At 45.7% G+C, this 22,376-nt stretch carries 16 protein-coding genes, 6 tRNA genes and 4 rRNA genes; 23 read left to right on the top strand and 3 right to left on the bottom strand.

Annotated elements, in window-relative coordinates:
- The first annotated feature begins 52 nt into the window (after positions 1 to 52).
- Together argH and oxyR are read left to right on the top strand one after the other, a co-directional pair.
- Positions 53 to 1,426, top strand: coding sequence for an argininosuccinate lyase (argH, locus tag ACSJJG_RS19220; RefSeq protein WP_481090242.1), 1,374 nt, complete (start codon positions 53 to 55; stop codon positions 1,424 to 1,426).
- A 99-nt stretch (positions 1,427 to 1,525) separates the two neighbouring features.
- Positions 1,526 to 2,443: a DNA-binding transcriptional regulator OxyR gene (gene oxyR / locus ACSJJG_RS19215; protein ID WP_481090241.1), complete on the top strand. Its 918-nt coding sequence runs from the start codon at positions 1,526 to 1,528 to the stop codon at positions 2,441 to 2,443.
- On the opposite strand, the gene sthA is transcribed toward oxyR, so the two are convergent.
- Positions 2,435 to 3,832 (bottom strand): Si-specific NAD(P)(+) transhydrogenase, encoded by a 1,398-nt coding sequence (sthA, locus tag ACSJJG_RS19210; RefSeq protein WP_481090240.1) that lies wholly within the window; start codon positions 3,830 to 3,832, stop codon positions 2,435 to 2,437. The two genes, oxyR and sthA, sit on opposite strands and share 9 nt — an antisense overlap.
- Before the next feature lie 205 nt (positions 3,833 to 4,037).
- Between sthA and fabR the strand changes: the two genes are divergently transcribed.
- On the top strand, positions 4,038 to 4,700 hold the full coding sequence (gene fabR / locus ACSJJG_RS19205; RefSeq protein WP_099131873.1) for an HTH-type transcriptional repressor FabR: 663 nt from the start codon (positions 4,038 to 4,040) through the stop codon (positions 4,698 to 4,700).
- Positions 4,701 to 4,721: 21 nt separating this feature from the next.
- On the top strand, positions 4,722 to 5,099 hold the full coding sequence (locus ACSJJG_RS19200) for a YijD family membrane protein (protein WP_481090239.1): 378 nt from the start codon (positions 4,722 to 4,724) through the stop codon (positions 5,097 to 5,099).
- Between the two features lie 73 nt (positions 5,100 to 5,172).
- Here ACSJJG_RS19200 and trmA read toward each other — a convergent pair whose 3' ends face one another.
- Complete coding sequence (gene trmA / locus ACSJJG_RS19195; RefSeq protein WP_481090238.1) at positions 5,173 to 6,273, bottom strand: tRNA (uridine(54)-C5)-methyltransferase TrmA; 1,101 nt, start codon at positions 6,271 to 6,273, stop codon at positions 5,173 to 5,175.
- Between the two features lie 200 nt (positions 6,274 to 6,473).
- Here trmA and btuB point away from each other — a divergent pair, with 200 nt between their 5' ends.
- The 10 genes from btuB to birA all read left to right on the top strand — a co-directional run bounded on the left by btuB (position 6,474) and on the right by birA (position 16,941).
- Positions 6,474 to 8,312 (top strand): TonB-dependent vitamin B12 receptor BtuB, encoded by a 1,839-nt coding sequence (gene btuB / locus ACSJJG_RS19190; RefSeq protein ID WP_481090237.1) that lies wholly within the window; start codon positions 6,474 to 6,476, stop codon positions 8,310 to 8,312.
- Positions 8,257 to 9,120 (top strand): glutamate racemase, encoded by an 864-nt coding sequence (gene murI, locus ACSJJG_RS19185; RefSeq protein ID WP_481090236.1) that lies wholly within the window; start codon positions 8,257 to 8,259, stop codon positions 9,118 to 9,120. The genes btuB and murI overlap by 56 nt, the downstream gene beginning before the upstream one ends.
- A 371-nt stretch (positions 9,121 to 9,491) precedes the next feature.
- Positions 9,492 to 11,034: ribosomal RNA gene (locus tag ACSJJG_RS19180) — 16S ribosomal RNA — on the top strand.
- Between the two features lie 87 nt (positions 11,035 to 11,121).
- Positions 11,122 to 11,197: transfer RNA gene (locus tag ACSJJG_RS19175), tRNA-Glu, on the top strand.
- Positions 11,198 to 11,388: 191 nt separating this feature from the next.
- Positions 11,389 to 14,300 (top strand): 23S ribosomal RNA (locus ACSJJG_RS19170).
- A gap of 80 nt (positions 14,301 to 14,380) precedes the next feature.
- Positions 14,381 to 14,496, top strand: a 5S ribosomal RNA gene (gene rrf / locus ACSJJG_RS19165).
- A 54-nt stretch (positions 14,497 to 14,550) separates the two neighbouring features.
- Positions 14,551 to 14,626: transfer RNA gene (locus ACSJJG_RS19160), tRNA-Thr, on the top strand.
- A gap of 34 nt (positions 14,627 to 14,660) precedes the next feature.
- Positions 14,661 to 14,776, top strand: a 5S ribosomal RNA gene (rrf, locus tag ACSJJG_RS19155).
- Together the 16S, 23S and 5S rRNA genes with 2 tRNA genes alongside form the textbook arrangement of a ribosomal RNA operon.
- A gap of 168 nt (positions 14,777 to 14,944) precedes the next feature.
- Positions 14,945 to 15,985: a UDP-N-acetylmuramate dehydrogenase gene (murB, locus tag ACSJJG_RS19150; RefSeq protein ID WP_481090235.1), complete on the top strand. Its 1,041-nt coding sequence runs from the start codon at positions 14,945 to 14,947 to the stop codon at positions 15,983 to 15,985.
- Positions 15,982 to 16,941, top strand: a complete 960-nt coding sequence (birA, locus tag ACSJJG_RS19145) for a bifunctional biotin--[acetyl-CoA-carboxylase] ligase/biotin operon repressor BirA (RefSeq protein ID WP_481090234.1) — start codon at positions 15,982 to 15,984, stop codon at positions 16,939 to 16,941. Before murB ends, birA begins: the two co-directional genes overlap by 4 nt.
- 33 nt (positions 16,942 to 16,974) lie before the next feature.
- Here birA and coaA read toward each other — a convergent pair whose 3' ends face one another.
- The gene (gene coaA, locus ACSJJG_RS19140) at positions 16,975 to 17,925 is read right to left on the bottom strand and encodes a type I pantothenate kinase (protein ID WP_481090233.1); all 951 of its coding nucleotides are present in this window, start codon (positions 17,923 to 17,925) and stop codon (positions 16,975 to 16,977) included.
- A 419-nt stretch (positions 17,926 to 18,344) separates the two neighbouring features.
- Here coaA and ACSJJG_RS19135 point away from each other — a divergent pair.
- The 9 genes from ACSJJG_RS19135 to rplC all read left to right on the top strand — a co-directional run bounded on the left by ACSJJG_RS19135 (position 18,345) and on the right by rplC (position 22,360).
- Positions 18,345 to 18,420, top strand: a tRNA-Thr gene (locus ACSJJG_RS19135).
- A 15-nt stretch (positions 18,421 to 18,435) separates the two neighbouring features.
- Positions 18,436 to 18,520 (top strand) — tRNA-Tyr (locus ACSJJG_RS19130).
- Positions 18,521 to 18,620: 100 nt separating this feature from the next.
- Positions 18,621 to 18,695 (top strand) — tRNA-Gly (locus ACSJJG_RS19125).
- A 6-nt stretch (positions 18,696 to 18,701) separates the two neighbouring features.
- Positions 18,702 to 18,777, top strand: a tRNA-Thr gene (locus ACSJJG_RS19120).
- Positions 18,778 to 18,883: 106 nt separating this feature from the next.
- A complete protein-coding gene (gene tuf, locus ACSJJG_RS19115; protein WP_047770768.1) occupies positions 18,884 to 20,068 on the top strand; it encodes an elongation factor Tu in 1,185 nt (394 codons plus the stop codon).
- A 245-nt stretch (positions 20,069 to 20,313) separates the two neighbouring features.
- Complete coding sequence (bfd, locus tag ACSJJG_RS19110; RefSeq protein WP_193852279.1) at positions 20,314 to 20,508, top strand: bacterioferritin-associated ferredoxin; 195 nt, start codon at positions 20,314 to 20,316, stop codon at positions 20,506 to 20,508.
- Positions 20,509 to 20,584: 76 nt separating this feature from the next.
- Complete coding sequence (bfr, locus tag ACSJJG_RS19105) at positions 20,585 to 21,061, top strand: bacterioferritin (protein WP_481090232.1); 477 nt, start codon at positions 20,585 to 20,587, stop codon at positions 21,059 to 21,061.
- Positions 21,062 to 21,383: 322 nt separating this feature from the next.
- Positions 21,384 to 21,695: a 30S ribosomal protein S10 gene (gene rpsJ, locus ACSJJG_RS19100; RefSeq protein WP_001181005.1), complete on the top strand. Its 312-nt coding sequence runs from the start codon at positions 21,384 to 21,386 to the stop codon at positions 21,693 to 21,695.
- Positions 21,696 to 21,727: 32 nt separating this feature from the next.
- Positions 21,728 to 22,360 (top strand): 50S ribosomal protein L3, encoded by a 633-nt coding sequence (gene rplC / locus ACSJJG_RS19095; RefSeq protein ID WP_189760120.1) that lies wholly within the window; start codon positions 21,728 to 21,730, stop codon positions 22,358 to 22,360.
- The last annotated feature ends 16 nt before the right edge of the window (positions 22,361 to 22,376 follow it).

The following is a 22,376-nucleotide window of genomic DNA, read 5'->3' as shown; positions in this document are numbered from 1 at the left end:
GGCGAGCAACTTTTAGTAATTAATAGCGATTAGAAAAAACAGGAACGATATTATGGCACTTTGGGGTGGGCGTTTCAGTCAAGAAGCCGATCAGCGGTTCAAGCAATTCAATGATTCACTGTGTTTTGATTATCGTTTGGCGGAGCAGGATATTATTGGCTCGATTGCATGGTCGAAAGCGTTGGTGACGGTCGGCGTGTTAACTGCCGAAGAGCAGCAAAAGCTGGAGCTGGCTTTAAATGCGTTACTGGATGAAGTGCGAACCAACCCCAAGGCCATTTTGCAAAGCGATGCGGAAGATATTCACAGTTGGGTAGAAGGGCAACTTATCTCGAAAGTGGGCGATTTGGGGAAGAAACTTCATACGGGACGCAGCCGTAATGATCAGGTCGCAACTGACCTGAAATTATGGTGTAAAGATCAGATCGTCCACATTCTAAAAGCATTAGATGAGTTGCAACAAGCGTTGGTATTCACTGCTGAAAACAATCAGGATGCGGTAATGCCAGGTTATACCCATTTACAGCGGGCGCAACCTGTCACTTTTGCCCATTGGTGTTTGGCTTATATGGAAATGCTGAGTCGTGATGAAAGCCGATTGCAAGATGCATTAAGGCGGTTAGATGTCAGTCCGTTGGGATGCGGGGCGCTGGCAGGAACGGCTTATGATATTGATCGTGAGCAACTGGCGTCATGGCTAGGTTTTGCTTCGGCGACACGCAATAGCCTGGATAGCGTGTCTGATCGTGATCATGTCTTGGAGCTGCTGTCGGATGCGAGCATTAGCATGATCCACCTTTCGCGTTTTGCTGAGGATCTGATTTTCTTTAATAGCGGAGAGGCTGGATTTGTTGAGTTGTCGGATCGGGTAACCTCCGGTTCTTCCTTGATGCCACAAAAGAAAAACCCGGATGCGTTGGAGCTTATCCGTGGTAAATGTGGCCGAGTTCAGGGAGCGTTAACGGGGATGATGATGATGCTGAAAGGACTTCCTCTCGCTTACAATAAAGATATGCAGGAAGATAAGGAAGGCTTGTTTGATGCACTGGATACCTGGTTGAATTGTTTGCATATGGCGATACTGGTGTTAGATGGCATTCAGATAAAACGCCCCCGTTGCGAGGAAGCAGCAAAGCAAGGATATGCTAATGCGACTGAGCTGGCTGATTATCTGGTCGCAAAAGGTGTTCCGTTCCGCGAGGCACATCACATTGTTGGTGAAGTTGTTGTTGCGGCAATTGACAGAGGTAAGGCGTTGGAAGAGCTTTCTCTGCTTGAATTGCAAAAATTCAGCAACGTCATTGCTGTGGATGTCTATGATATTTTATCGTTGCAATCGTGTTTGGACAAGCGACTGGCAAAAGGTGGTGTAGCGCAAGAACAAGTGAAGCAAGCGATTGCTCAGGCCAAGCAGCGATTTAGCTAAAAACATCAATAATCACACGCAGTTGATAGTTTTTTCCCCTCGTGGATATAATGATTTATTGGTCAATACTATCATTGATATCAAATGCTGAGGTTGGGAATGAATATCCGCGATCTGGAATACCTTGTAGCACTTGCTGAATACCGACATTTTCGCCGAGCCGCTGATGCTTGTCATGTCAGCCAACCGACACTGAGCGGGCAAATCCGCAAACTGGAAGATGAGCTTGGCGTGATGCTGCTGGAACGCACTAGCCGCAAGGTATTGTTTACCCAACAGGGAATGTTGCTAGTGGAACAGGCCAAAACCGTTTTGAGGGAAGTGAAGGTTTTGCAGGAAATGGCCTCCCTTCAAGGTGAAAGTATGTCTGGGCCGTTGCATATCGGTCTTATTCCAACAATCGGTCCCTACCTCCTGCCACTGATTATTCCTGAACTGCATAAATTGTTCCCCAAATTGGAAATGTACCTGCATGAGGCACAAACCTTAAACTTGTTGGCTCAACTTGATAGTGGAAAGCTTGACTGCGCTATTTTGGCGTTGGTGAAAGAAACCGAAGCATTTATCGAAGTGCCGTTGTTTGAAGAACCCATGAAGCTGGCGGTATATGAGGAGCATAAATGGGCTGGGCGGGACAAAATTAAGATGGGTGAGCTATCCGGCGAGAAGTTATTGATGCTGGAAGATGGGCACTGTTTACGTGATCAGGCGATGGGATTTTGTTTCCAGGCGGGAGCCAAAGAAGATACCCATTTTAGGGCGACCAGTCTGGAAACTCTGCGCAATATGGTCGCAGCGGGCAGCGGCATTACATTATTACCTGATTTGTCAGTGCCGAATGAGAGAAGACGGGATGGGGTTTGCTATCTGGAGTGTTATGAACCGGAACCTAAGCGGACCGTCATATTGGTTTATCGTCCCGGCTCACCTCTGCGTGGTCGCTATGAGCAATTGGCAGAGGCGATCCGTACTAAAATGGGCAATTATTTTGAAATACCCGGAAAAACATCAAAATAATCGGTTTAGCCCATTGAGTGCCGCAACACGGTAGGCTTCCGCCATTGTTGGATAATTGAAGGTAGTATTAACGAAATATTCGATATTATTGCCTTCACCTTTTTGTTCCATAATGGCCTGACCAATATGAATAATCTCTGCGGCACGTTCGCCAAAACAGTGGATGCCTAAAATCTGTTTTGTCTCACGGTGGAACAGGATTTTGATGCTGCCAACATTCATACCGGCAATTTGCGCTCTTGCCAGATGCTTGAATTGGGCGCGACCTACCTCATAAGGGATTTTCATTGCGGTTAATTGCTGCTCGGTTTTGCCCACCGAACTAATTTCAGGAATGGTATAAATCCCGGTTGGGATATCTTCCACCAGATGCAGATTAGCATTGCCTGTGGTCATCGCTCTTGCAGCGATGCGTCCCTGATCATAGGCCGCAGAAGCCAAACTTGGATAGCCAATAACATCACCCACTGCATAGATGTTTTCATTGTTGGTCTGGTAGACACGATTGACTTTCAGTAAACCTCGGCTGTCTGTTTCCAGTCCGACATTTTCTAAACCTAGCATGTCTGTATTACCTGTTCTGCCATTGGCATACAACAGGCAATCCGCTTTGACTTTCTTGCCAGATTTCAGGTGAACAATAACACCATCATCAACGCCTTCAATTTTTTCATATTCTTCGTTATGACGGATGACCGTACCACTATTCCAAAAATGATAGGAAAGGGCATCAGACATTTCTTGATCAAGAAAGGACAGAAGATGATCACGAGTATTGATCAAATCCACCTTAACACCTAGTCCGCGGAAAATGGAGGCATATTCACAACCAATCACTCCGGCACCATAAATAATGACATGGCGAGGTTCGTGATCCAGTTGCAGTATGGTATCGCTGTTATAAATACGGGAGTGGGTGAAATCGACATCAGGAGGACAGTAAGGACGGGAGCCGGTGGCAATGATAATGTTGTCTGCACTCAAGATATCAACACTATCATCGGCATAACGCACACTTACCCGATGTTCATCAATGAAAGTGGCTTCTCCTGCAAACATTCGGCAACGGTTACGTTCATAAAACCCTTGGCGCATCTTAGTTTGCTGGTTAATAACGACTTCAGCATGGCGCAGAATTTCTGAAAACGAGGAACGAAGAATGCGGGAGTTATCACTGTAGAGGGGATTTTGATTAAATTCGATAATACGACTAACAGCATGGCGGAGCGCTTTCGACGGTATTGTACCCCAATGAGTACATCCACCACCGACATTATTATAACGTTCTATAACAGCAACGTTTTTGCCTTGTTTTACTAGCCCCATTGCTGCTCCTTCCCCACCGGGACCAGAGCCAATCACAATGGCATCAAAATGAGTATGTTGCATAGAGGAAAGACCTGTTTTTACACAAAATAACAACGCTATCTTAACATTACTTGATGCAATAACCCAATGAGCATAAGGTTTTTATCTCACTGTTTAGAAATAGATCAGGAAAACATCGAATAATATCTTTAAGAGAACAATCACAGCAAACTTAGCAGAATCTGTTATATTTGCCCGATTAGAGTCGAGATAGATCAGGATTGTTGTGAGTAACGTAACCGGCGTTAGAGCAAAACAGAAAGAAAAAACCCGCCGCTCCCTGATTGAGGCGGCATTCAGCCAACTCAGTGCTGAACGCAGCTTTACCAGCCTGAGCCTACGGGAAGTGGCTCGGGAAGCGGGTATTGCACCAACTTCTTTTTATCGACATTTTCGCGATGTGGATGAACTGGGGCTGACGATGGTGGATGAAAGTGGTTTGATGTTGCGTCAGTTAATGCGTCAGGCACGTCAGCGCATCGCCAAAGGCGGCAGTGTCATTCGTACTTCGGTTTCAACTTTCATGGAGTTTATTGGCAACAATCCTAATGCGTTCCGGCTGTTGCTGCGTGAACGTTCCGGTACATCGGCTGAATTTCGTGCTGCTGTAGCACGGGAAATCCAACATTTTATTGCCGAATTGGCAGACTACCTTGAGCAAGCCAGCCATATGCCACGCCATTTCACTGAAATACAAGCCGAGGCGATGGTGACAATCGTATTCAGTGCAGGTGCAGAAGCGCTGGATATTGATGAAGAAAAAAGGCGTCGTCTCGAAGAGCGTTTGGTTCTGCAACTCCGTATAATTTCCAAAGGCGCTTATTATTGGTATCGTCGTGAGCAAGAAAAAAACACTGTCCCTAAAGCGATCCCTAAAACCTCTGAATAATAATGAAAGGAGAATAATACGATGGAACAATACCGCCAAGATAAAAGCACAATGTTGCTGGCTCTTATCGTTGGAATGGCAACACACGGAACTTTCTCAACATTTTTTAATTCATTTGTCCCTTTTTCTATTTTCCCTCTTATTGCACTGGTACTTTCTTTATATTGTCTCCATCAACGTTATTTGAATTATCCGATGGCAGAAGGATTACCAAAGCTGGCCGTGGGATGCTTCTTCTTAGGCATGTTTGTGTATAACGCATTTATTCGGATGGAATATCCAGCAATTGGCTCTAATTTCTTGCCTGTCGTTATTGGTACTGTCTTGGTGTTTTGGATCTACCTAAAGATGAAAAAACGCAAGCAGCAAGCAGCGCTCACTTCAGAAAGCCAAAGCTAATCGCTTTTATCAAGAACGATTCAATAAAAACGCCACAAAGTCAATTTGGTGGCGTTTGGGTTTTTAATGACGACTATGTTCTTTTTTCCAGTAGGACACCGCACTCCATATGGTGGGTATAAGGGAATTGGTCAAAGAGTGCCAGTTGGCTGATTTTGTGGGTTTGTGTCAGCGTCTCCAGATTTTGGCAAAGTGTTTCTGGATTGCAGGAAATATAAAGAATACGTGGATACGCTTGAACCATTTTTAGCGTTTCTTCATCCAGTCCGCTGCGCGGTGGATCAACAAAAATGGTTTCACATTGATAACTGCTTAAATCAATTCCTTGCAGTCGGTTAAACTCACGCTCTCCGTTCATCGCCTGGGTAAATTCTTCCGCTGACATGCGGATAATCTGTACGTTATCAATTTTGTTTGCTGCGATATTAAATTGTGCCGCAGCTACGGAAGGCTTGGCAATTTCTGTCGCCAGTACACGTTCAAAATTCTGCGCCAGCGCCAGGGAGAAATTACCATTACCACAATACAGCTCAAGCAAGTCACCTTTCGAGCCTTTGGTGATATCAATTGCCCATTCCAACATATGAATATTGATGCTGGCATTCGGTTGTGTGAAGCTATTTTCGACCTGACGGTAAATCATCGTCTTACCTGCAACAGACAACGCTTCATCTATATAGTCATGGTTAAGCATGATCTTGGTTTTTGCAGCGCGTCCAATAAGTTGTACATCAAACCCTGTGGCGATGAGTTGAGAACGCAGAGCGGTTGCATGTTCACGCCATTCATCCCCCAGTTTTTTGTGATAAAGCAGGGAGACAATAATTTTGTTACTGCGGGTAGAAAGGTAATCCACCTGAAACAGTTTATGGCGTAATACGGGATTGTCTTTTACGCCAGCTATAATGGCTTGCATCATTTTATTGATGAGCTGATTGGCAACTGGAAATTGATCAATGCGGATACGCTGTTTGGTCTGCTGATCAAACATAATGTGGTAGAGGTCATCTTCCTCATGCCAGATACGGAATTCTGCGCGCATTCTGTAATGTGATGCCGGGGAACGGAAAACTTCAGGCTCAGGTGCGCTAAAGGGGAGCATCATTCCTTTTAGACGATAAACTTTCTCCGTCAATTGATTTTCATAATTTTCCGTTGGCAAGGCATTCTGCATTATCGGGTTCTCGTATGGTCGCGTTAAGAAAAATTTCCGTGCGGCATTGTAGGGCAAGTGCAAAGGATGTCCAGTTTTCTAGTTTATCCGCGCTTTTTTGATAGAGGGGCATTCTGGACACGCTAAAGCCTTCATCGTAGCATGACGCTTTATCGTTAATATAAATAGCCAGATCCACACTCATTCTCATCACAAATCTTATGGCAAATAAAAAACATCTTCTTCTATCTGCTGCGTCCGTGGCGATATTTTCTGGTTGGAACCATTTTGCAGTGGCAGATAATCAGGATACGTTGGTGATTACAGCTCATCGCTTTAAGCAGCCGATTTCTTCAGTGTTGGCGCCAACGACGGTAGTGACTCGTGAAGATATAGATCGTTGGCAATCCAGTAGCCTGGTGGATGTTTTTCGCCGGTTGCCGAGTATTGATATTGCGCAGAATGGGGGGATTGGGCAGCACTCTTCTTTATTTGTTCGTGGTACGAACTCAAATCATACACTGGTGCTGGTGGATGGGATCCGTTTGAATCAGGCAGGCATTACCGGAGCCGCCGATTTTAGCCAGATCCCAATCTCAATGGTGCAAAGAATAGAATATATCCGTGGCGCGCGTTCTGCTGTATATGGTTCTGATGCCATTGGTGGCGTGATCAATATCATCACAAAACGGGAACAACGTGGGATAACACTGAATGCGGGTATCGGCTCAAACGGATACCAGAACTATAATGGTTCAACACAGCAAAAACTCGGTGAGAATACTTTATTAACTACAGCCGCCGGCTATACCTACACCAAAGGGTTTGATGTGATAGTTGATGGTAAAACAGGGGGATATCGTCAGCCAGATCGTGATGGCTTTATGAGTAAAATGCTGTGGTTGGAAATAGATCATAAAATAAGTGAGCAAATAAGCGGATTTGCCCGAGCCTATGGATTGAATAATCGGACGGCTTATGATGCATGGAATATCGGCGAAGCAGACACTCGCGAACTGTTCAATCGTTCCTATGATGCGGGTATTCAATTTAATCAAGGCGGTTATTCTTCCCAATTCATTGTCAGTTACGGTCATGTCAAAGATTACGATTATGTTCCTAAGCATGGGCGTTATGGCAATAACGCCAGTCTGAGTGATTCAAAACAGTACAATGTGCAATGGGGAAATACGTGGCAGGTTGGTCATGGGGCAATCAGTAGTGGGGTTGATTGGAAAAGAGAATGGGTTGCCGCAGGCTCTAATAACATCCCTGTACAAAAACATGTTGATAATACGGGACTCTATTTAACTGCGCAGCAAAAGGTGCAGAATGTCATTTTAGAAGGTGCTATACGTTCAGATCACCATTCTGATTATAACTGGAATACTACAGGGCAAATCGGCATCGGCTGGGAATTTGTTGATGGTTATCGTTTTATCACTTCGTATGGAACGGCATTCAAAGCACCAACTTTGAATCAGCTTTATAGCAAATGGGGGAATGAAAACCTTAAAGCAGAAAAAAGCAAGCAATGGGAAATCGGAATTGAAGGATTGACCGGGCCACTTAATTGGCGTCTATCTGCTTATCGTAACGATATTGAGCAGTTGATAAATTTTGCAAATAACCGCTATGAGAACGGTGATAAGGCAAAAATAAAAGGTGTTGAATGGACGGGAACAATGGAGACTGGCTTATTCCAACATCAACTCACATTACAGTTCATTGATCCGCGTGATGGCAGTGGGCAGCAATTAACTCGCAGGGCTAAACAGCAAGTTAAATATCAATTGGATTGGGAAGCGTTTAATGTCGATTGGGGAATAACCTATCAATATATTGGTCGGCGTTATGACCAAGACTATAATGTATATCCTGCGAAAACAGTAAAATTAGCGGGCGTAAATCTGTGGGATATCAGCGCCGCATATTCGATCACTGACCACCTGACAATCCGTGCTAGAATAGCCAATCTGTTTGATAAGCATTATGAGACAGCCTATGGCTATCGCACCCCAGGAAGAGAATACTACCTTACTGGAAGCTACAACTTCTGATTTAAACAAGACCGCCCGTCCAACGATTCTGGTTTTTGATTCTGGAGTGGGTGGTTTATCTGTCTATCAAGAGATTCGGCAACTTTTGCCAGATCTCCACTATATATATGCTTTCGATAATGAAGCATTCCCTTATGGCGAGAAAACGGCGGAAGTAATTGTAGAAAGGGTTGTTCAGATTGTTGATACGATCCAGAAAAAACACCCTTTGGCAGTTGTCGTGATTGCTTGCAATACTGCCAGTACGGTCAGTTTGCCCGCCTTGCGTGAACGTTTTTCTTTTCCTGTGGTTGGTGTTGTGCCTGCGATCAAACCTGCGGCGAAGCTAACCTGTAACCGTGTTGTGGGATTATTGGCGACAAGTGCCACAGTGAAGCGCGACTATACCAAAGAATTAATCGCAAGGTTTGCTACGGATTGCCAGATGTATGCAATTGGCTCTGCTGAATTGGTTGAGTTAGCTGAACGAAAATTACATGGTAAGGATGTTCCTCTAAAAGAGTTAGAGAAAATACTGAAACCGTGGCTAAGAATGAAAGAGCCACCAGATACCGTTATTTTAGGGTGTACACACTTTCCTCTGATAGCAGAAGAAATTGCTCAAGTTTTACCAGATGGAACAAGATTAATTGATTCGGGAGCGGCAATTGCTCGCAGAACTGCATGGCTTGTCAAAAATCGGGAAGATTTGTTTTTAACAACAGCGGATAACTTAGCCTATTGCACAAAGATCGAACCGGAGAGCGAAACATTACATCCCGTTTTACGCGAATTAGGCTTCTTAACGCTGGAAAAACTACCAACTTAAGTGCAATTTGGTGTAATAATCACCACTTGGTAATTTTTTTCAAAAAAACTATTGTCAGCGCCGTAAAACGCCCTATAATGCGCCACCACTGACCGACGCTGCGCTGAAACAGGCCGCGAAGGACAGTGAGAGAAAAGCGAAAATAATCGCTTGACTCCCGAGGCGAAAAGCGTAAGATACGCAGCCTCGCAACCCGGAAGAGGCTTCCGGTTGCTACCGCTCTTTAACAAATTAATCAGACAATCTGTGTGGGCACTCGCAAGACACTATCTGACGCCGCAAGGCGAAAAAGATTAAACAGTCTTGAAGAGTGACTGAACAGTTAATTCATTATGAACGAACAGTCAGAATTCTTTGAGCATCAAACACTTTAATTGAAGAGTTTGATCATGGCTCAGATTGAACGCTGGCGGCAGGCCTAACACATGCAAGTCGGGCGGCAGCGGGGGAAAGCGTGCTTTCCTGCCGGCGAGCGGCGGACGGGTGAGTAATGTCTGGGGATCTGCCCGATGGAGGGGGATAACCACTGGAAACGGTGGCTAATACCGCATAACCTCGAACGAGCAAAGTGGGGGACCTTCGGGCCTCACGCCATCGGATGAACCCAGATGGGATTAGCTGGTAGGTGGGGTAATGGCTCACCTAGGCGACGATCCCTAGCTGGTCTGAGAGGATGACCAGCCACACTGGGACTGAGACACGGCCCAGACTCCTACGGGAGGCAGCAGTGGGGAATATTGCACAATGGGCGCAAGCCTGATGCAGCCATGCCGCGTGTATGAAGAAGGCCTTCGGGTTGTAAAGTACTTTCAGCGGGGAGGAAGGCACAGGACTGAATAAGTGCTGTGATTGACGTTACCCGCAGAAGAAGCACCGGCTAACTCCGTGCCAGCAGCCGCGGTAATACGGAGGGTGCAAGCGTTAATCGGAATTACTGGGCGTAAAGCGCACGCAGGCGGTCAATTAAGTTAGATGTGAAATCCCCGGGCTTAACCTGGGAATGGCATCTAAGACTGGTTGACTAGAGTCTCGTAGAGGGGGGTAGAATTCCACGTGTAGCGGTGAAATGCGTAGAGATGTGGAGGAATACCGGTGGCGAAGGCGGCCCCCTGGACGAAGACTGACGCTCAGGTGCGAAAGCGTGGGGAGCAAACAGGATTAGATACCCTGGTAGTCCACGCTGTAAACGATGTCGATTTGGAGGTTGTGGCCTTGAGCTGTGGCTTCCGGAGCTAACGCGTTAAATCGACCGCCTGGGGAGTACGGCCGCAAGGTTAAAACTCAAATGAATTGACGGGGGCCCGCACAAGCGGTGGAGCATGTGGTTTAATTCGATGCAACGCGAAGAACCTTACCTACTCTTGACATCCACGGAATTCTGCAGAGATGCGGAAGTGCCTTCGGGACCCGTGAGACAGGTGCTGCATGGCTGTCGTCAGCTCGTGTTGTGAAATGTTGGGTTAAGTCCCGCAACGAGCGCAACCCTTATCCTTTGTTGCCAGCACGTCATGGTGGGAACTCAAGGGAGACTGCCGGTGATAAACCGGAGGAAGGTGGGGATGACGTCAAGTCATCATGGCCCTTACGAGTAGGGCTACACACGTGCTACAATGGCAGATACAAAGAGAAGCGACCTCGCGAGAGCAAGCGGACCTCATAAAGTCTGTCGTAGTCCGGATTGGAGTCTGCAACTCGACTCCATGAAGTCGGAATCGCTAGTAATCGTAGATCAGCATGCTACGGTGAATACGTTCCCGGGCCTTGTACACACCGCCCGTCACACCATGGGAGTGGGTTGCAAAAGAAGTCGGTAGCTTAACCTTCGGGAGGGCGCTGACCACTTTGTGATTCATGACTGGGGTGAAGTCGTAACAAGGTAACCGTAGGGGAACCTGCGGTTGGATCACCTCCTTACCGAAAAGATAGTGGATTTTGTTGCAGTGCTCACACAGATTGTCTGATGAAATAAAGCAGAGCAAGCGTCTGCGAAGAAGACTTTGAGTCCCCTTCGTCTAGAGGCCTAGGACACCGCCCTTTCACGGCGGTAACAGGGGTTCGAATCCCCTAGGGGACGCCATCTTGCTCTGGTATCGGGTGAAAGACGGTGCCACCGAAATATTGTTAAGCGGACGTGCGCGTCGGTTTAGCAATATTAGCTCTTTAACAATCTGGAACAAGCTGAAAATTTGAAACACTCAGTATCTGTCTTGAGGACGGTATTGAGGAGTCTCTCAATAACTCCGATTCGAAGACACCTTCGGGTTGTGAGGTTAAGCGACTAAGCGTACACGGTGGATGCCTAGGCAGTCAGAGGCGATGAAGGACGTGCTAATCTGCGAAAAGCGCCGGTGAGCTGATATGAAGCGCTATCAGCCGGCGATGTCCGAATGGGGAAACCCGGTGCAATCCGTTGCACCATCATTAACTGAATTCATAGGTTAATGAGGCGAACCGGGGGAACTGAAACATCTCAGTACCCCGAGGAAAAGAAATCAACCGAGATTCCCCCAGTAGCGGCGAGCGAACGGGGAGGAGCCCAGAGCCATCAGCGATACACACGTCAGGAGAACGGTCTGGAAAGGCCGGCAGTAAAGGGTGACAGCCCCGTATCCGAAGAGGTGTGATATTGTGAGCTCGAAGAGTAGGGCGGGACACGTGGTATCCTGTCTGAACGTGGGGGGACCATCCTCCAAGGCTAAATACTCCTGACTGACCGATAGTGAACCAGTACCGTGAGGGAAAGGCGAAAAGAACCCCGGCGAGGGGAGTGAAAGAGAACCTGAAACCGTGTACGTACAAGCAGTGGGAGCCCTGATTTATCAGGGTGACTGCGTACCTTTTGTATAATGGGTCAGCGACTTATATTCTGTAGCAAGGTTAACCGTATAGGGGAGCCGCAGGGAAACCGAGTCTTAACTGGGCGTTAAGTTGCAGGGTATAGACCCGAAACCCGGTGATCTAGCCATGGGCAGGTTGAAGGTTGGGTAACACTAACTGGAGGACCGAACCGACTAATGTTGAAAAATTAGCGGATGACTTGTGGCTGGGGGTGAAAGGCCAATCAAACCGGGAGATAGCTGGTTCTCCCCGAAAGCTATTTAGGTAGCGCCTCGTGAACTCATCTTCGGGGGTAGAGCACTGTTTCGGCTAGGGGGTCATCCCGACTTACCAACCCGATGCAAACTGCGAATACCGAAGAATGTTATCACGGGAGACACACGGCGGGTGCTAACGTCCGTCGTGAAGAGGGAAACAACCCAGACCGCCAGCTAAGGTCCCCAAGTCATGGTTAAGTGGGAAACGAAGTGGGAAGGCTCAGACAGCCAGGATGTTGGCTTAGAAGCAGCCATCATTTAAAGAAAGCGTAATAGCTCACTGGTCGAGTCGGCCTGCGCGGAAGATGTAACGGGGCTAAACCATGCACCGAAGCTGCGGCAGCGACATGAATGTGTTGTTGGGTAGGGGAGCGTTCTGTAAGCCGTTGAAGGTGAACTGTGAGGTTTGCTGGAGGTATCAGAAGTGCGAATGCTGACATAAGTAACGATAAAGCGGGTGAAAAACCCGCTCGCCGGAAGACCAAGGGTTCCTGTCCAACGTTAATCGGGGCAGGGTGAGTCGACCCCTAAGGCGAGGCTGAAAAGCGTAGTCGATGGGCAACAGGTTAATATTCCTGTACGGGCCATAATTGCGATGGGGGGACGGAGAAGGCTAGGCAATCCGGGCGACGGTCGTCCCGGTTTAAGTGTGTAGGTGGGATAATCAGGCAAATCCGGTTATCCCTAACACTGAGGCACGATGACGAGGCACTACGGTGCTGAAGTTGCTGATGCCCCGCTTCCAGGAAAAGCCCCTAAGCTTCAGATTATGGTCCATCGTACCCCAAACCGACACAGGTGGTCAGGTAGAGAATACTCAGGCGCTTGAGAGAACTCGGGTGAAGGAACTAGGCAAAATGGTGCCGTAACTTCGGGAGAAGGCACGCTGGCGTTAGGTGAAGGACCAGGCGTCCGGAGCTGAGGCCAGTCGCAGATACCAGCTGGCTGCAACTGTTTAATAAAAACACAGCACTGTGCAAACACGAAAGTGGACGTATACGGTGTGACGCCTGCCCGGTGCTGGAAGGTTAATTGATGGGGTTAGCGGCAACGCGACGCTCTTGATCGAAGCCCCAGTAAACGGCGGCCGTAACTATAACGGTCCTAAGGTAGCGAAATTCCTTGTCGGGTAAGTTCCGACCTGCACGAATGGCGTAATGATGGCCAGGCTGTCTCCACCCGAGACTCAGTGAAATTGAACTCGCTGTGAAGATGCAGTGTACCCGCGGCAAGACGGAAAGACCCCGTGAACCTTTACTATAGCTTGACACTGAACCTTGAGCCTTGATGTGTAGGATAGGTGGGAGGCTGTGAAGTGTGGACGCCAGTCTGCACGGAGCCATCCTTGAAATACCACCCTTGAATGTTTGATGTTCTAACGCGGACCCGTTATCCGGGTTGCGGACAGTGTCTGGTGGGTAGTTTGACTGGGGCGGTCTCCTCCCAAAGCGTAACGGAGGAGCACGAAGGTTGGCTAATCCTGGTCGGACATCAGGAGGTTAGTGCAATGGCATAAGCCAGCTTGACTGCGAGAGTGACAGCTCGAGCAGGTGCGAAAGCAGGTCATAGTGATCCGGTGGTTCTGAATGGAAGGGCCATCGCTCAACGGATAAAAGGTACTCCGGGGATAACAGGCTGATACCGCCCAAGAGTTCATATCGACGGCGGTGTTTGGCACCTCGATGTCGGCTCATCACATCCTGGGGCTGAAGTAGGTCCCAAGGGTATGGCTGTTCGCCATTTAAAGTGGTACGCGAGCTGGGTTTAGAACGTCGTGAGACAGTTCGGTCCCTATCTGCCGTGGGCGTTGGAAGATTGCAAGGGGCTGCTCCTAGTACGAGAGGACCGGAGTGGACGCACCACTGGTGTTCGGGTTGTCATGCCAATGGCATTGCCCGGTAGCTAAGTGCGGAAGAGATAACCGCTGAAAGCATCTAAGCGGGAAACTTGCCTTAAGATGAGTCTTCCCTTACTCCTTTGAGGGTACTGAAGGACCGTCCGAGACGAGGACGTCGATAGGCCGGGTGTGTAAGCGTTGCGAGACGTTGAGCTAACCGGTACTAATGAGCCGTGCGGCTTAACCTGACAACACCGAAGGTGTTTTGGGGATTGAGAGAAGGTTTCAGAGAGCACAGCAGCTTGTTCGGGATTGAATACAGCATTTGTCTGGCGGTAACAGCGCGGTGGTCCCACCTGATCCCATGCCGAACTCAGCAGTGAAACGCCGTAGCGCCGATGGTAGTGTGGGGTCTCCCCATGTGAGAGTAGGACACTGCCAGACATCACTTTATAATTGTTGCCCATTTGGCAACATTTTTTATTTTATTTAGTATTTGCTGATATGGCTCAGTTGGTAGAGCACACCCTTGGTAAGGGTGAGGTCCCCAGTTCGAATCTGGGTATCAGCACCATGAATAATATGTTCGGCAAATACAACAGAATTTGCTTGGCGGCGATAGCGCGGCGGTCCCACCTGACCCCATGCCGAACTCAGCAGTGAAACGCCGTAGCGCCGATGGTAGTGTGGGGTCTCCCCATGCGAGAGTAGGAAACTGCCAAGCTTTAATATCCAGTCAAAAGGCCACCCATATTGGGTGGCCTTTTGCATTTCTAGTTCTTTTTTTATTTCCATCAATTCAATAGATAGGTGTCAGGTAACTACTTACTTATCTTTCAAATATAGAGTCTGGTAGACTACGACTTAAATTACCCTATTGAGTTTGAAATGAATGTCTGTCTGTCAATCTACTCAACTAAAAACGTTTAACACGTTTGGCATTTTAGCCAGTGCTGATCATATTGGTATAGCCACTTCTATTGAATCGCTTTTGGCTTTATGGCAAGAAGCAATGGAAAAAGATCATCCTATTTTATTATTGGGAGGAGGAAGTAACATCCTTTTCACCGAAAATTTTAAAGGTACTGTGATCTTAAATCGTATTCTTGGTATCAATATACAAGAGTCAGATACTGCATGGCACATTCATGTTGGTGCAGGTGAAAACTGGCATGAACTGATTACTTATTTATTTAAACAACGGATCTATGGTTTGGAAAATTTAGCCTTGATCCCTGGAAATGTTGGCTCTGCTCCAATCCAGAATATTGGAGCATATGGTGTTGAATTTAAAAATGTTTGTGAGTATGTGGATTTTGTTGAGCTGAAAACAGGTAATTTAATCCGTCTAACGGCGAATGATTGTCAATTTGCGTATAGAGACAGCATCTTTAAGCGTCAATATAAAGATGGTTATGCTATCACAGCGGTTGGTTTACGTTTGAATAAAAAATGGGAACCCATTTTAACTTACGGTGCCTTAGCGAAGTTCTCACGAGAAAAAGTCACACCAGAACAAATATTCGATGCTGTGTGTGAAATGCGCCAGAGTAAGTTACCAGATCCTGCGTTGATGGGTAATGCAGGTAGTTTCTTCAAAAACCCTATTATATCGATTGAGTTAGCATACAGGATTAAGTCTGAATATCCCAACTGCCCTCAATACCCTCATAATGGGTATAGCGTAAAGATTGCAGCGGGTTGGCTTATCGAACAATGTCAATTGAAGGGTTATGCTATTGGTGGCGCTGCCGTACACCTGAAACAGTCATTGGTATTAATTAATAAAGGTAATGCAACGGGACAAGATGTCATTACCTTGGCTGCTTATGTACGTAATAAGGTTGCAGAAAAATTTAATATCTTCTTAGAGCCTGAGGTACGCTTCATTGGCAGTGCAGGTGAGATAGACGCAGTGGAATGTATTTCATGAAAGATCTTAGTATCCCATTAAAATTAATTAAAGTACTATCTGATGGCGAAATTCATTCAGGCCAACAACTTGGTCAGGAACTGGGAATGAGCCGAGCAGGTATCAATAAACATATTCAAACTATTCGTGAATGGGGAGTAGAGGTTCTCACTCTTCCAGGCAAAGGTTATCGCTTTCCTGCCCCAATGAATCTTCTGGATAAAGAAGTTATTGAAAACTATCTTCCTAATGATCGTATTGAAGTAATTCCTGTCATTGATTCCACGAATCAATATATTCTGGAAAAGTTAGCTGAACTCGATTCAGGAGATTCCTGTGTTGCAGAATATCAATATGAAGGTAGAGGGCGTCGTGGTAGAAAGTGGGTTTCTGCTTTTGGGCGCAACTTATATCTATCTATGTATTGGCGTTTGGAACAAGGGCCAGCAGCAGCGATAGGTTTAAGTTTAGTCGTTGGTATTATCATTGCAGAAGTTCTTAATCGCCAGGGAGCAGAAAGAGTAAAAGTAAAATGGCCAAATGACTTATACTTAAATGATAAAAAACTTGCTGGAATATTGGTTGAGTTAACGGGAAAAACGGGAGATGCAGCCCATGTTGTTATCGGAATAGGCATGAATATTTCGATGAGTAGCGATCAACAGACATCAATTAATCAAAATTGGACTAATTTACAGCAATCAGGAACGATTATTGAACGGAATAAGTTGGTCTCTGAAATCATAGTGGGACTTAAAAAAGCGTTAATGCAATTTGAAAATGAAGGACTAACTTCTTTCATTGCTCGGTGGTTTGAATTAGATAATTTTATTAATCGTTCGGTGAAATTAATTATTGGTGATCAGGAAGTTCATGGGATAGCTCGTGGAATAGATCAACAAGGGGCTTTGTTACTTGATATTAATGGCGTTGTTACGCCTTATATCGGCGGCGAAATTTCCTTGCGAGGTTGTTGAATGTAAAGCCGGAAATATTTCCGGCTTTTTGCTTTATTTCCTTAATCTGACGCTTTCAATCGTGTGATTGATGCCTTTCGTCATAATCAAACTAGCCCGTTCTCTCGTTGGTAAGATGTTTTGCTGCAAGTTTAATCCATTGATTTCCTGCCAAATACTCGAAGCTACTTCTATCGCTTCTTCTGTCGTTAATTTAGAATAATTGTGGAAATAAGAATCAGGATCGGAAAAAGCGCCTTGCCGAAACTTAAGAAAACGATTGACGTACCATTGTTCGAGTAATTCTTCCGGTGCATCTACATAAATAGAAAAATCAACAAAATCAGAGACAAATACATGATGTGGCTCATGTGGATAATCCATGCCACTTTGTAATACGTTTAAACCTTCGAGGATAAGAATATCTGGCTTTTCGATAATAAGTTGCTCATGAGGAACGATGTCATAGCTCAGGTGAGAATATACCGGCGCGATGACTTTTTCTGCACCTGATTTTATATCGGCAACAAATTTGACCAAGCTACGCATATCATAGGATTCAGGGAATCCCTTTTTTTTCATTAATCCACGTTCATTTAATATATTGTTGGAGTGCAAAAAACCGTCTGTTGTCACTAATTTGACACGACGATGTTCTGGCCAACGGCTTAGTAGCGCCTGTAATAAGCGTGCGGTTGTACTTTTTCCAACAGCAACGCTGCCTGCTATCCCAATAACATAAGGTATTTTTTGTTCATCTGTCCCTAGGAATTGCTCAAGAACAGCTTGCCGCCGCAAATTGGAACTAATGTAAAAATTGAGTAGGCGTGACAATGGAAGATAGATTTCAATCACTTCATCTATTGAGATTTCTTCATTGATCCCTTTTAAAGCAGCGACTTCTTCTTCTGTTAATGTTAAAGGCACCGAGTCACGCAATGTGGCCCAATGTTTACGATCAAATTGTAAATATGGAGTCGTCAAAAAAGATTCTTTCTTATTCATAAGCCAACATCTGCCTGTCTATGCAGGTTGGACAGGTTGTTGAGAACACCCGTATCCGACAAAAAAATAAATCTCATCATATCGGTTGCGACATCGTAGGCGTAGAATTTTTTATGATTTTAGTCATTTTTTTGATGGCAAATGCAAAAATGTATTATTTCTGAGTCTATTATGACCGTCAGTTTCTTTCTTTTATAAAGATAGAGACAAGTGTGATACAAATAATTTTAAAAAAATAATTGGCAGATGTATTTATTGGTTCTTCCTGTACAAGAGTTTCTTGTTGGATATTTAATCTGAAACTATTGAAAAAAACACCAGAAGCACTAAAAGAGATTGTTTTGTGAGCAAAAGAACAAAAAAAACAATTTTTTTGTTGCATCGTGGGCCAACTCTTTCTAGAATGCGCAGCACTTGATGCCGGCATAGCTCAGTTGGTAGAGCAACTGACTTGTAATCAGTAGGTCCCGAGTTCGACTCTTGGTGCCGGCACCATTAAAAATTTGGAAAGGTGGGGTTCCCGAGCGGCCAAAGGGAGCAGACTGTAAATCTGCCGTCACAGACTTCGAAGGTTCGAATCCTTCCCCCACCACCATTAACCAGTTTCGATCTTGAGTGTTCAGCTCGAGTTATACTCTAGAAAAAACACTTAAGATATAGTATACAGCTGATTAAAGTCAGGTAGCCGAGTTCACGCGGGCATCGTATAATGGCTATTACCTCAGCCTTCCAAGCTGATGATGCGGGTTCGATTCCCGCTGCCCGCTCCAAGATGTGCTGATATAGCTCAGTTGGTAGAGCACACCCTTGGTAAGGGTGAGGTCGGCAGTTCGAATCTGCCTATCAGCACCACTTCTCCTGTTGTTACTTCCTGATTTTCTTCCTGTAAATATCTCGCAAGCGATTGCTTGGTTGATGTGGTGAAACCACCGATTCCGTGTCTTAGAGGGACAACCTAATGTCTAAAGAAAAGTTTGAACGTTCAAAACCGCACGTTAACGTTGGTACTATCGGCCACGTTGACCACGGTAAAACTACCCTGACTGCTGCAATCACTACCGTTCTGGCAAAAACTTACGGTGGTAGCGCGCGTGCATTCGACCAGATCGACAACGCGCCAGAAGAAAAAGCACGTGGTATCACCATCTCTACTTCTCACGTAGAATACGATACTCCAACTCGTCACTACGCACACGTTGACTGCCCAGGCCACGCCGACTATGTGAAAAACATGATCACCGGTGCAGCTCAGATGGACGGCGCGATCCTGGTTGTTGCTGCAACTGATGGCCCAATGCCACAGACTCGTGAGCACATCCTGCTGGGTCGTCAGGTAGGCGTTCCTTACATCATCGTGTTCCTGAACAAATGTGACATGGTTGATGATGAAGAGCTGCTGGAACTGGTCGAAATGGAAGTGCGTGAGCTGCTGTCTCAGTACGATTTCCCAGGCGACGACACCCCAATTATCCGCGGTTCTGCGCTGAAAGCGCTGGAAGGCGACGCAGAGTGGGAAGCGAAAGTTATCGAACTGGCTGAAGCACTGGATACTTACATTCCAGAACCAGAGCGTGACATTGACAAGCCATTCCTGCTGCCAATCGAAGACGTATTCTCCATCTCCGGCCGTGGTACTGTAGTAACCGGTCGTGTAGAGCGTGGTATCGTTAAAGTCGGTGACGAAGTTGAAATCGTGGGTATCAAAGAAACCACTAAAACCACGTGTACCGGTGTTGAAATGTTCCGCAAACTGCTGGACGAAGGCCGTGCGGGTGAGAACGTGGGTGTTCTGCTGCGTGGTACTAAGCGTGACGACGTTGAGCGTGGTCAGGTTCTGGCGAAGCCGGGTTCTATCCACCCACACACTCAGTTCGAATCTGAAGTGTATATCCTGAGCAAAGATGAAGGTGGCCGTCATACCCCATTCTTCAAAGGTTACCGTCCACAGTTCTACTTCCGTACCACTGACGTAACCGGTACTATCGAACTGCCAGAAGGCGTAGAGATGGTAATGCCAGGTGACAACATCAACATGGTAGTTAACCTGATTGCCCCAATCGCAATGGACGAAGGTCTGCGTTTCGCCATCCGTGAAGGTGGCCGTACTGTAGGCGCCGGTGTTGTTGCTAAAGTCATTGCTTAATCTTTAGTTATCAAAAGATTATGAGAAAGAGGAGCCTTAGCTCCTCTTTTTGTATTTTGAGCCACCGAAATTGGTGGTTTTTTTGTTACTCAACAAAATAAAAACAATAATTGAAATGATATTTATTTCTATTTACTATTGCGGGGTTTCGTTTATTTTATAAGCGTGGATAAATTTTGGGTATGGGGTTTTTATCCGACCTAAATAGTCATCAAAAGTGTGTAAATAGTTAGAAGAGTGCTTCCATGTATGTTTGTCTCTGCAATGCAATAAGCGATAAAACCATACGTAATGCTGTTCATCAGCAACATATTCGCTCTATCAGAGAGTTGAGGAATTTTGTTCCTGTAGGAAGCGACTGCGGAAAATGTATACGTCAAGCACGTGAAATCATGAATGAGGAAATTGCCCTACTACCTCCAATAAATAATGTTGCCTAAAATAAGCACAATTTTCTTGCAATTACTCTGCCAAATTAGTACTACACTTTAGTTACTGGAAGCGGAGGACCTTGCTATGAAAGGTGATAAAAAAATAATTGCATATTTTAATAAACTTCTCGGCAATGAACTTGTCGCCATCAATCAATATTTCTTGCATGCTCGAATGTTTAAGAACTGGGGATTGATACGTTTGAATGATGTCGAGTATCACGAGTCCATTGATGAGATGAAGCACGCAGATAAATTTATTGAACGTATTCTTTTTCTGGAAGGGGTGCCAAATCTACAAGATTTAGGCAAACTCAATATCGGGGAAGATGTGGAAGAAATGCTGCTATCTGATCTGGAATTAGAATTACGTGGTGCAAAAGATCTCAGAGAAGCAATCGCATATGCCGATTCAGTTCATGATTATGTTAGTAGAGACTTGATGATAGAGGTGCTTGCTGATGAAGAAAATCATATTGATTGGTTGGAAACTCAACTTGAACTGATAACTAGAATTGGAATACAAAATTACATTCAATCTCAGCTTAGTGAAGAAGAATAGCTATAATTTTGTCGCCCTATAATTTGATGTATATAGGGCGTTTTCTTCCATTTTCTTTCTTACTTTCCTCTTTCTAGTATGTACTTTTTGCATAGATTTCACTCTTAATATTGCTTTGTGGGTAAATTCACGTATAATGCGCGGGCTTACCTACACAGAGTAGGACTGATTTATTATCAGTAATGAGCGGTTGATAAATAACCGCCATTTAAAATACCTCCGATATGGGGGTTATGCACAGAACGATTACGCTCTCCCATCAACCGAAATGGGTGTGAGGAGTAATCATTTACGTTTATAAAATAGTTGGAGCTCTGGTCTCATGCAGAACCAAAGAATCCGTATCCGCCTGAAAGCATTTGATCATCGTTTGATCGATCAATCAACTGCGGAAATCGTAGAGACTGCGAAGCGCACTGGTGCGCAGGTTCGTGGTCCGATCCCTCTGCCGACTCGTAAAGAGCGTTTTACCGTTCTGATTTCTCCACACGTAAATAAAGATGCGCGTGATCAGTACGAAATTCGCACTCACAAACGTCTGGTTGACATCGTTGAGCCAACCGAGAAAACCGTTGATGCTCTGATGCGTCTGGATCTGGCTGCCGGTGTAGATGTGCAGATCAGCCTGGGTTAATCAGGTCATTGAACGATTGAGAGGTTGAAACAATGATTGGTTTAGTCGGTAAAAAAGTGGGCATGACTCGCATCTTCACTGAAGATGGCGTTTCAATCCCTGTAACTGTTATCGAAATCGAAAATAACCGTGTAACTCAAGTTAAAAACAAAGAGACTGACGGTTATCGTGCAATTCAGGTAACGACTGGTAGCAAAAAAGCTAGTCGTGTTAAGAAAGCTGAAGCAGGTCATTTCGCTAAAGCTGGCGTTGAAGCTGGCCGCATTCTGCGTGAATTCCGCCTGTCAGAAGACGATGCTGAATTCACTGTAGGTCAAAGCATTAGCGTTGAAATTTTCGCTGATGTTAAAAAAGTTGACGTTACTGGTACATCTAAAGGTAAAGGTTTCGCGGGTACTGTTAAACGCTGGAACTTCCGTACTCAAGATGCTACCCATGGTAATTCCTTGTCTCACCGTGTTCCGGGTTCTATCGGTCAGAACCAGACTCCGGGCAAAGTGTTTAAAGGCAAGAAAATGGCAGGCCAACTGGGTAATGAGCGCGTAACCGTTCAGAGCTTAGATGTAGTACGTGTTGACGCTGAGCGTAACCTGCTGCTGGTCAAAGGTGCTGTTCCAGGTGCAACGAACAGTAACCTGATCGTAAAACCGGCTGTCAAGGCGTAACGTCAAGGAGATAGGA

It is taken from the genome of Xenorhabdus sp. SGI 60 (assembly GCF_056632175.1).
This window is presented reverse-complemented; position numbering and strand designations above follow the sequence as displayed.

Excerpts from the sequence above, each read along its gene's own strand:
- argH (WP_481090242.1), top strand. The coding sequence starts at position 53 with ATGGCACTTTGGGGTGGGCGTTTCAGTCAAGAAGCCGATCAGCGGTTC.
- oxyR (WP_481090241.1), top strand. The coding sequence starts at position 1,526 with ATGAATATCCGCGATCTGGAATACCTTGTAGCACTTGCTGAATACCGA.
- sthA (WP_481090240.1), bottom strand. The coding sequence starts at position 3,832 with ATGCAACATACTCATTTTGATGCCATTGTGATTGGCTCTGGTCCCGGT.
- ACSJJG_RS19200 (WP_481090239.1), top strand. The coding sequence starts at position 4,722 with ATGGAACAATACCGCCAAGATAAAAGCACAATGTTGCTGGCTCTTATC.
- trmA (WP_481090238.1), bottom strand. The coding sequence starts at position 6,273 with ATGCAGAATGCCTTGCCAACGGAAAATTATGAAAATCAATTGACGGAG.
- btuB (WP_481090237.1), top strand. The coding sequence starts at position 6,474 with ATGGCAAATAAAAAACATCTTCTTCTATCTGCTGCGTCCGTGGCGATA.
- murI (WP_481090236.1), top strand. The coding sequence starts at position 8,257 with ATGGCTATCGCACCCCAGGAAGAGAATACTACCTTACTGGAAGCTACA.
- murB (WP_481090235.1), top strand. The coding sequence starts at position 14,945 with ATGTCTGTCTGTCAATCTACTCAACTAAAAACGTTTAACACGTTTGGC.
- birA (WP_481090234.1), top strand. The coding sequence starts at position 15,982 with ATGAAAGATCTTAGTATCCCATTAAAATTAATTAAAGTACTATCTGAT.
- coaA (WP_481090233.1), bottom strand. The coding sequence starts at position 17,925 with ATGAATAAGAAAGAATCTTTTTTGACGACTCCATATTTACAATTTGAT.
- tuf (WP_047770768.1), top strand. The coding sequence starts at position 18,884 with ATGTCTAAAGAAAAGTTTGAACGTTCAAAACCGCACGTTAACGTTGGT.
- bfd (WP_193852279.1), top strand. The coding sequence starts at position 20,314 with ATGTATGTTTGTCTCTGCAATGCAATAAGCGATAAAACCATACGTAAT.
- bfr (WP_481090232.1), top strand. The coding sequence starts at position 20,585 with ATGAAAGGTGATAAAAAAATAATTGCATATTTTAATAAACTTCTCGGC.
- rpsJ (WP_001181005.1), top strand. The coding sequence starts at position 21,384 with ATGCAGAACCAAAGAATCCGTATCCGCCTGAAAGCATTTGATCATCGT.
- rplC (WP_189760120.1), top strand. The coding sequence starts at position 21,728 with ATGATTGGTTTAGTCGGTAAAAAAGTGGGCATGACTCGCATCTTCACT.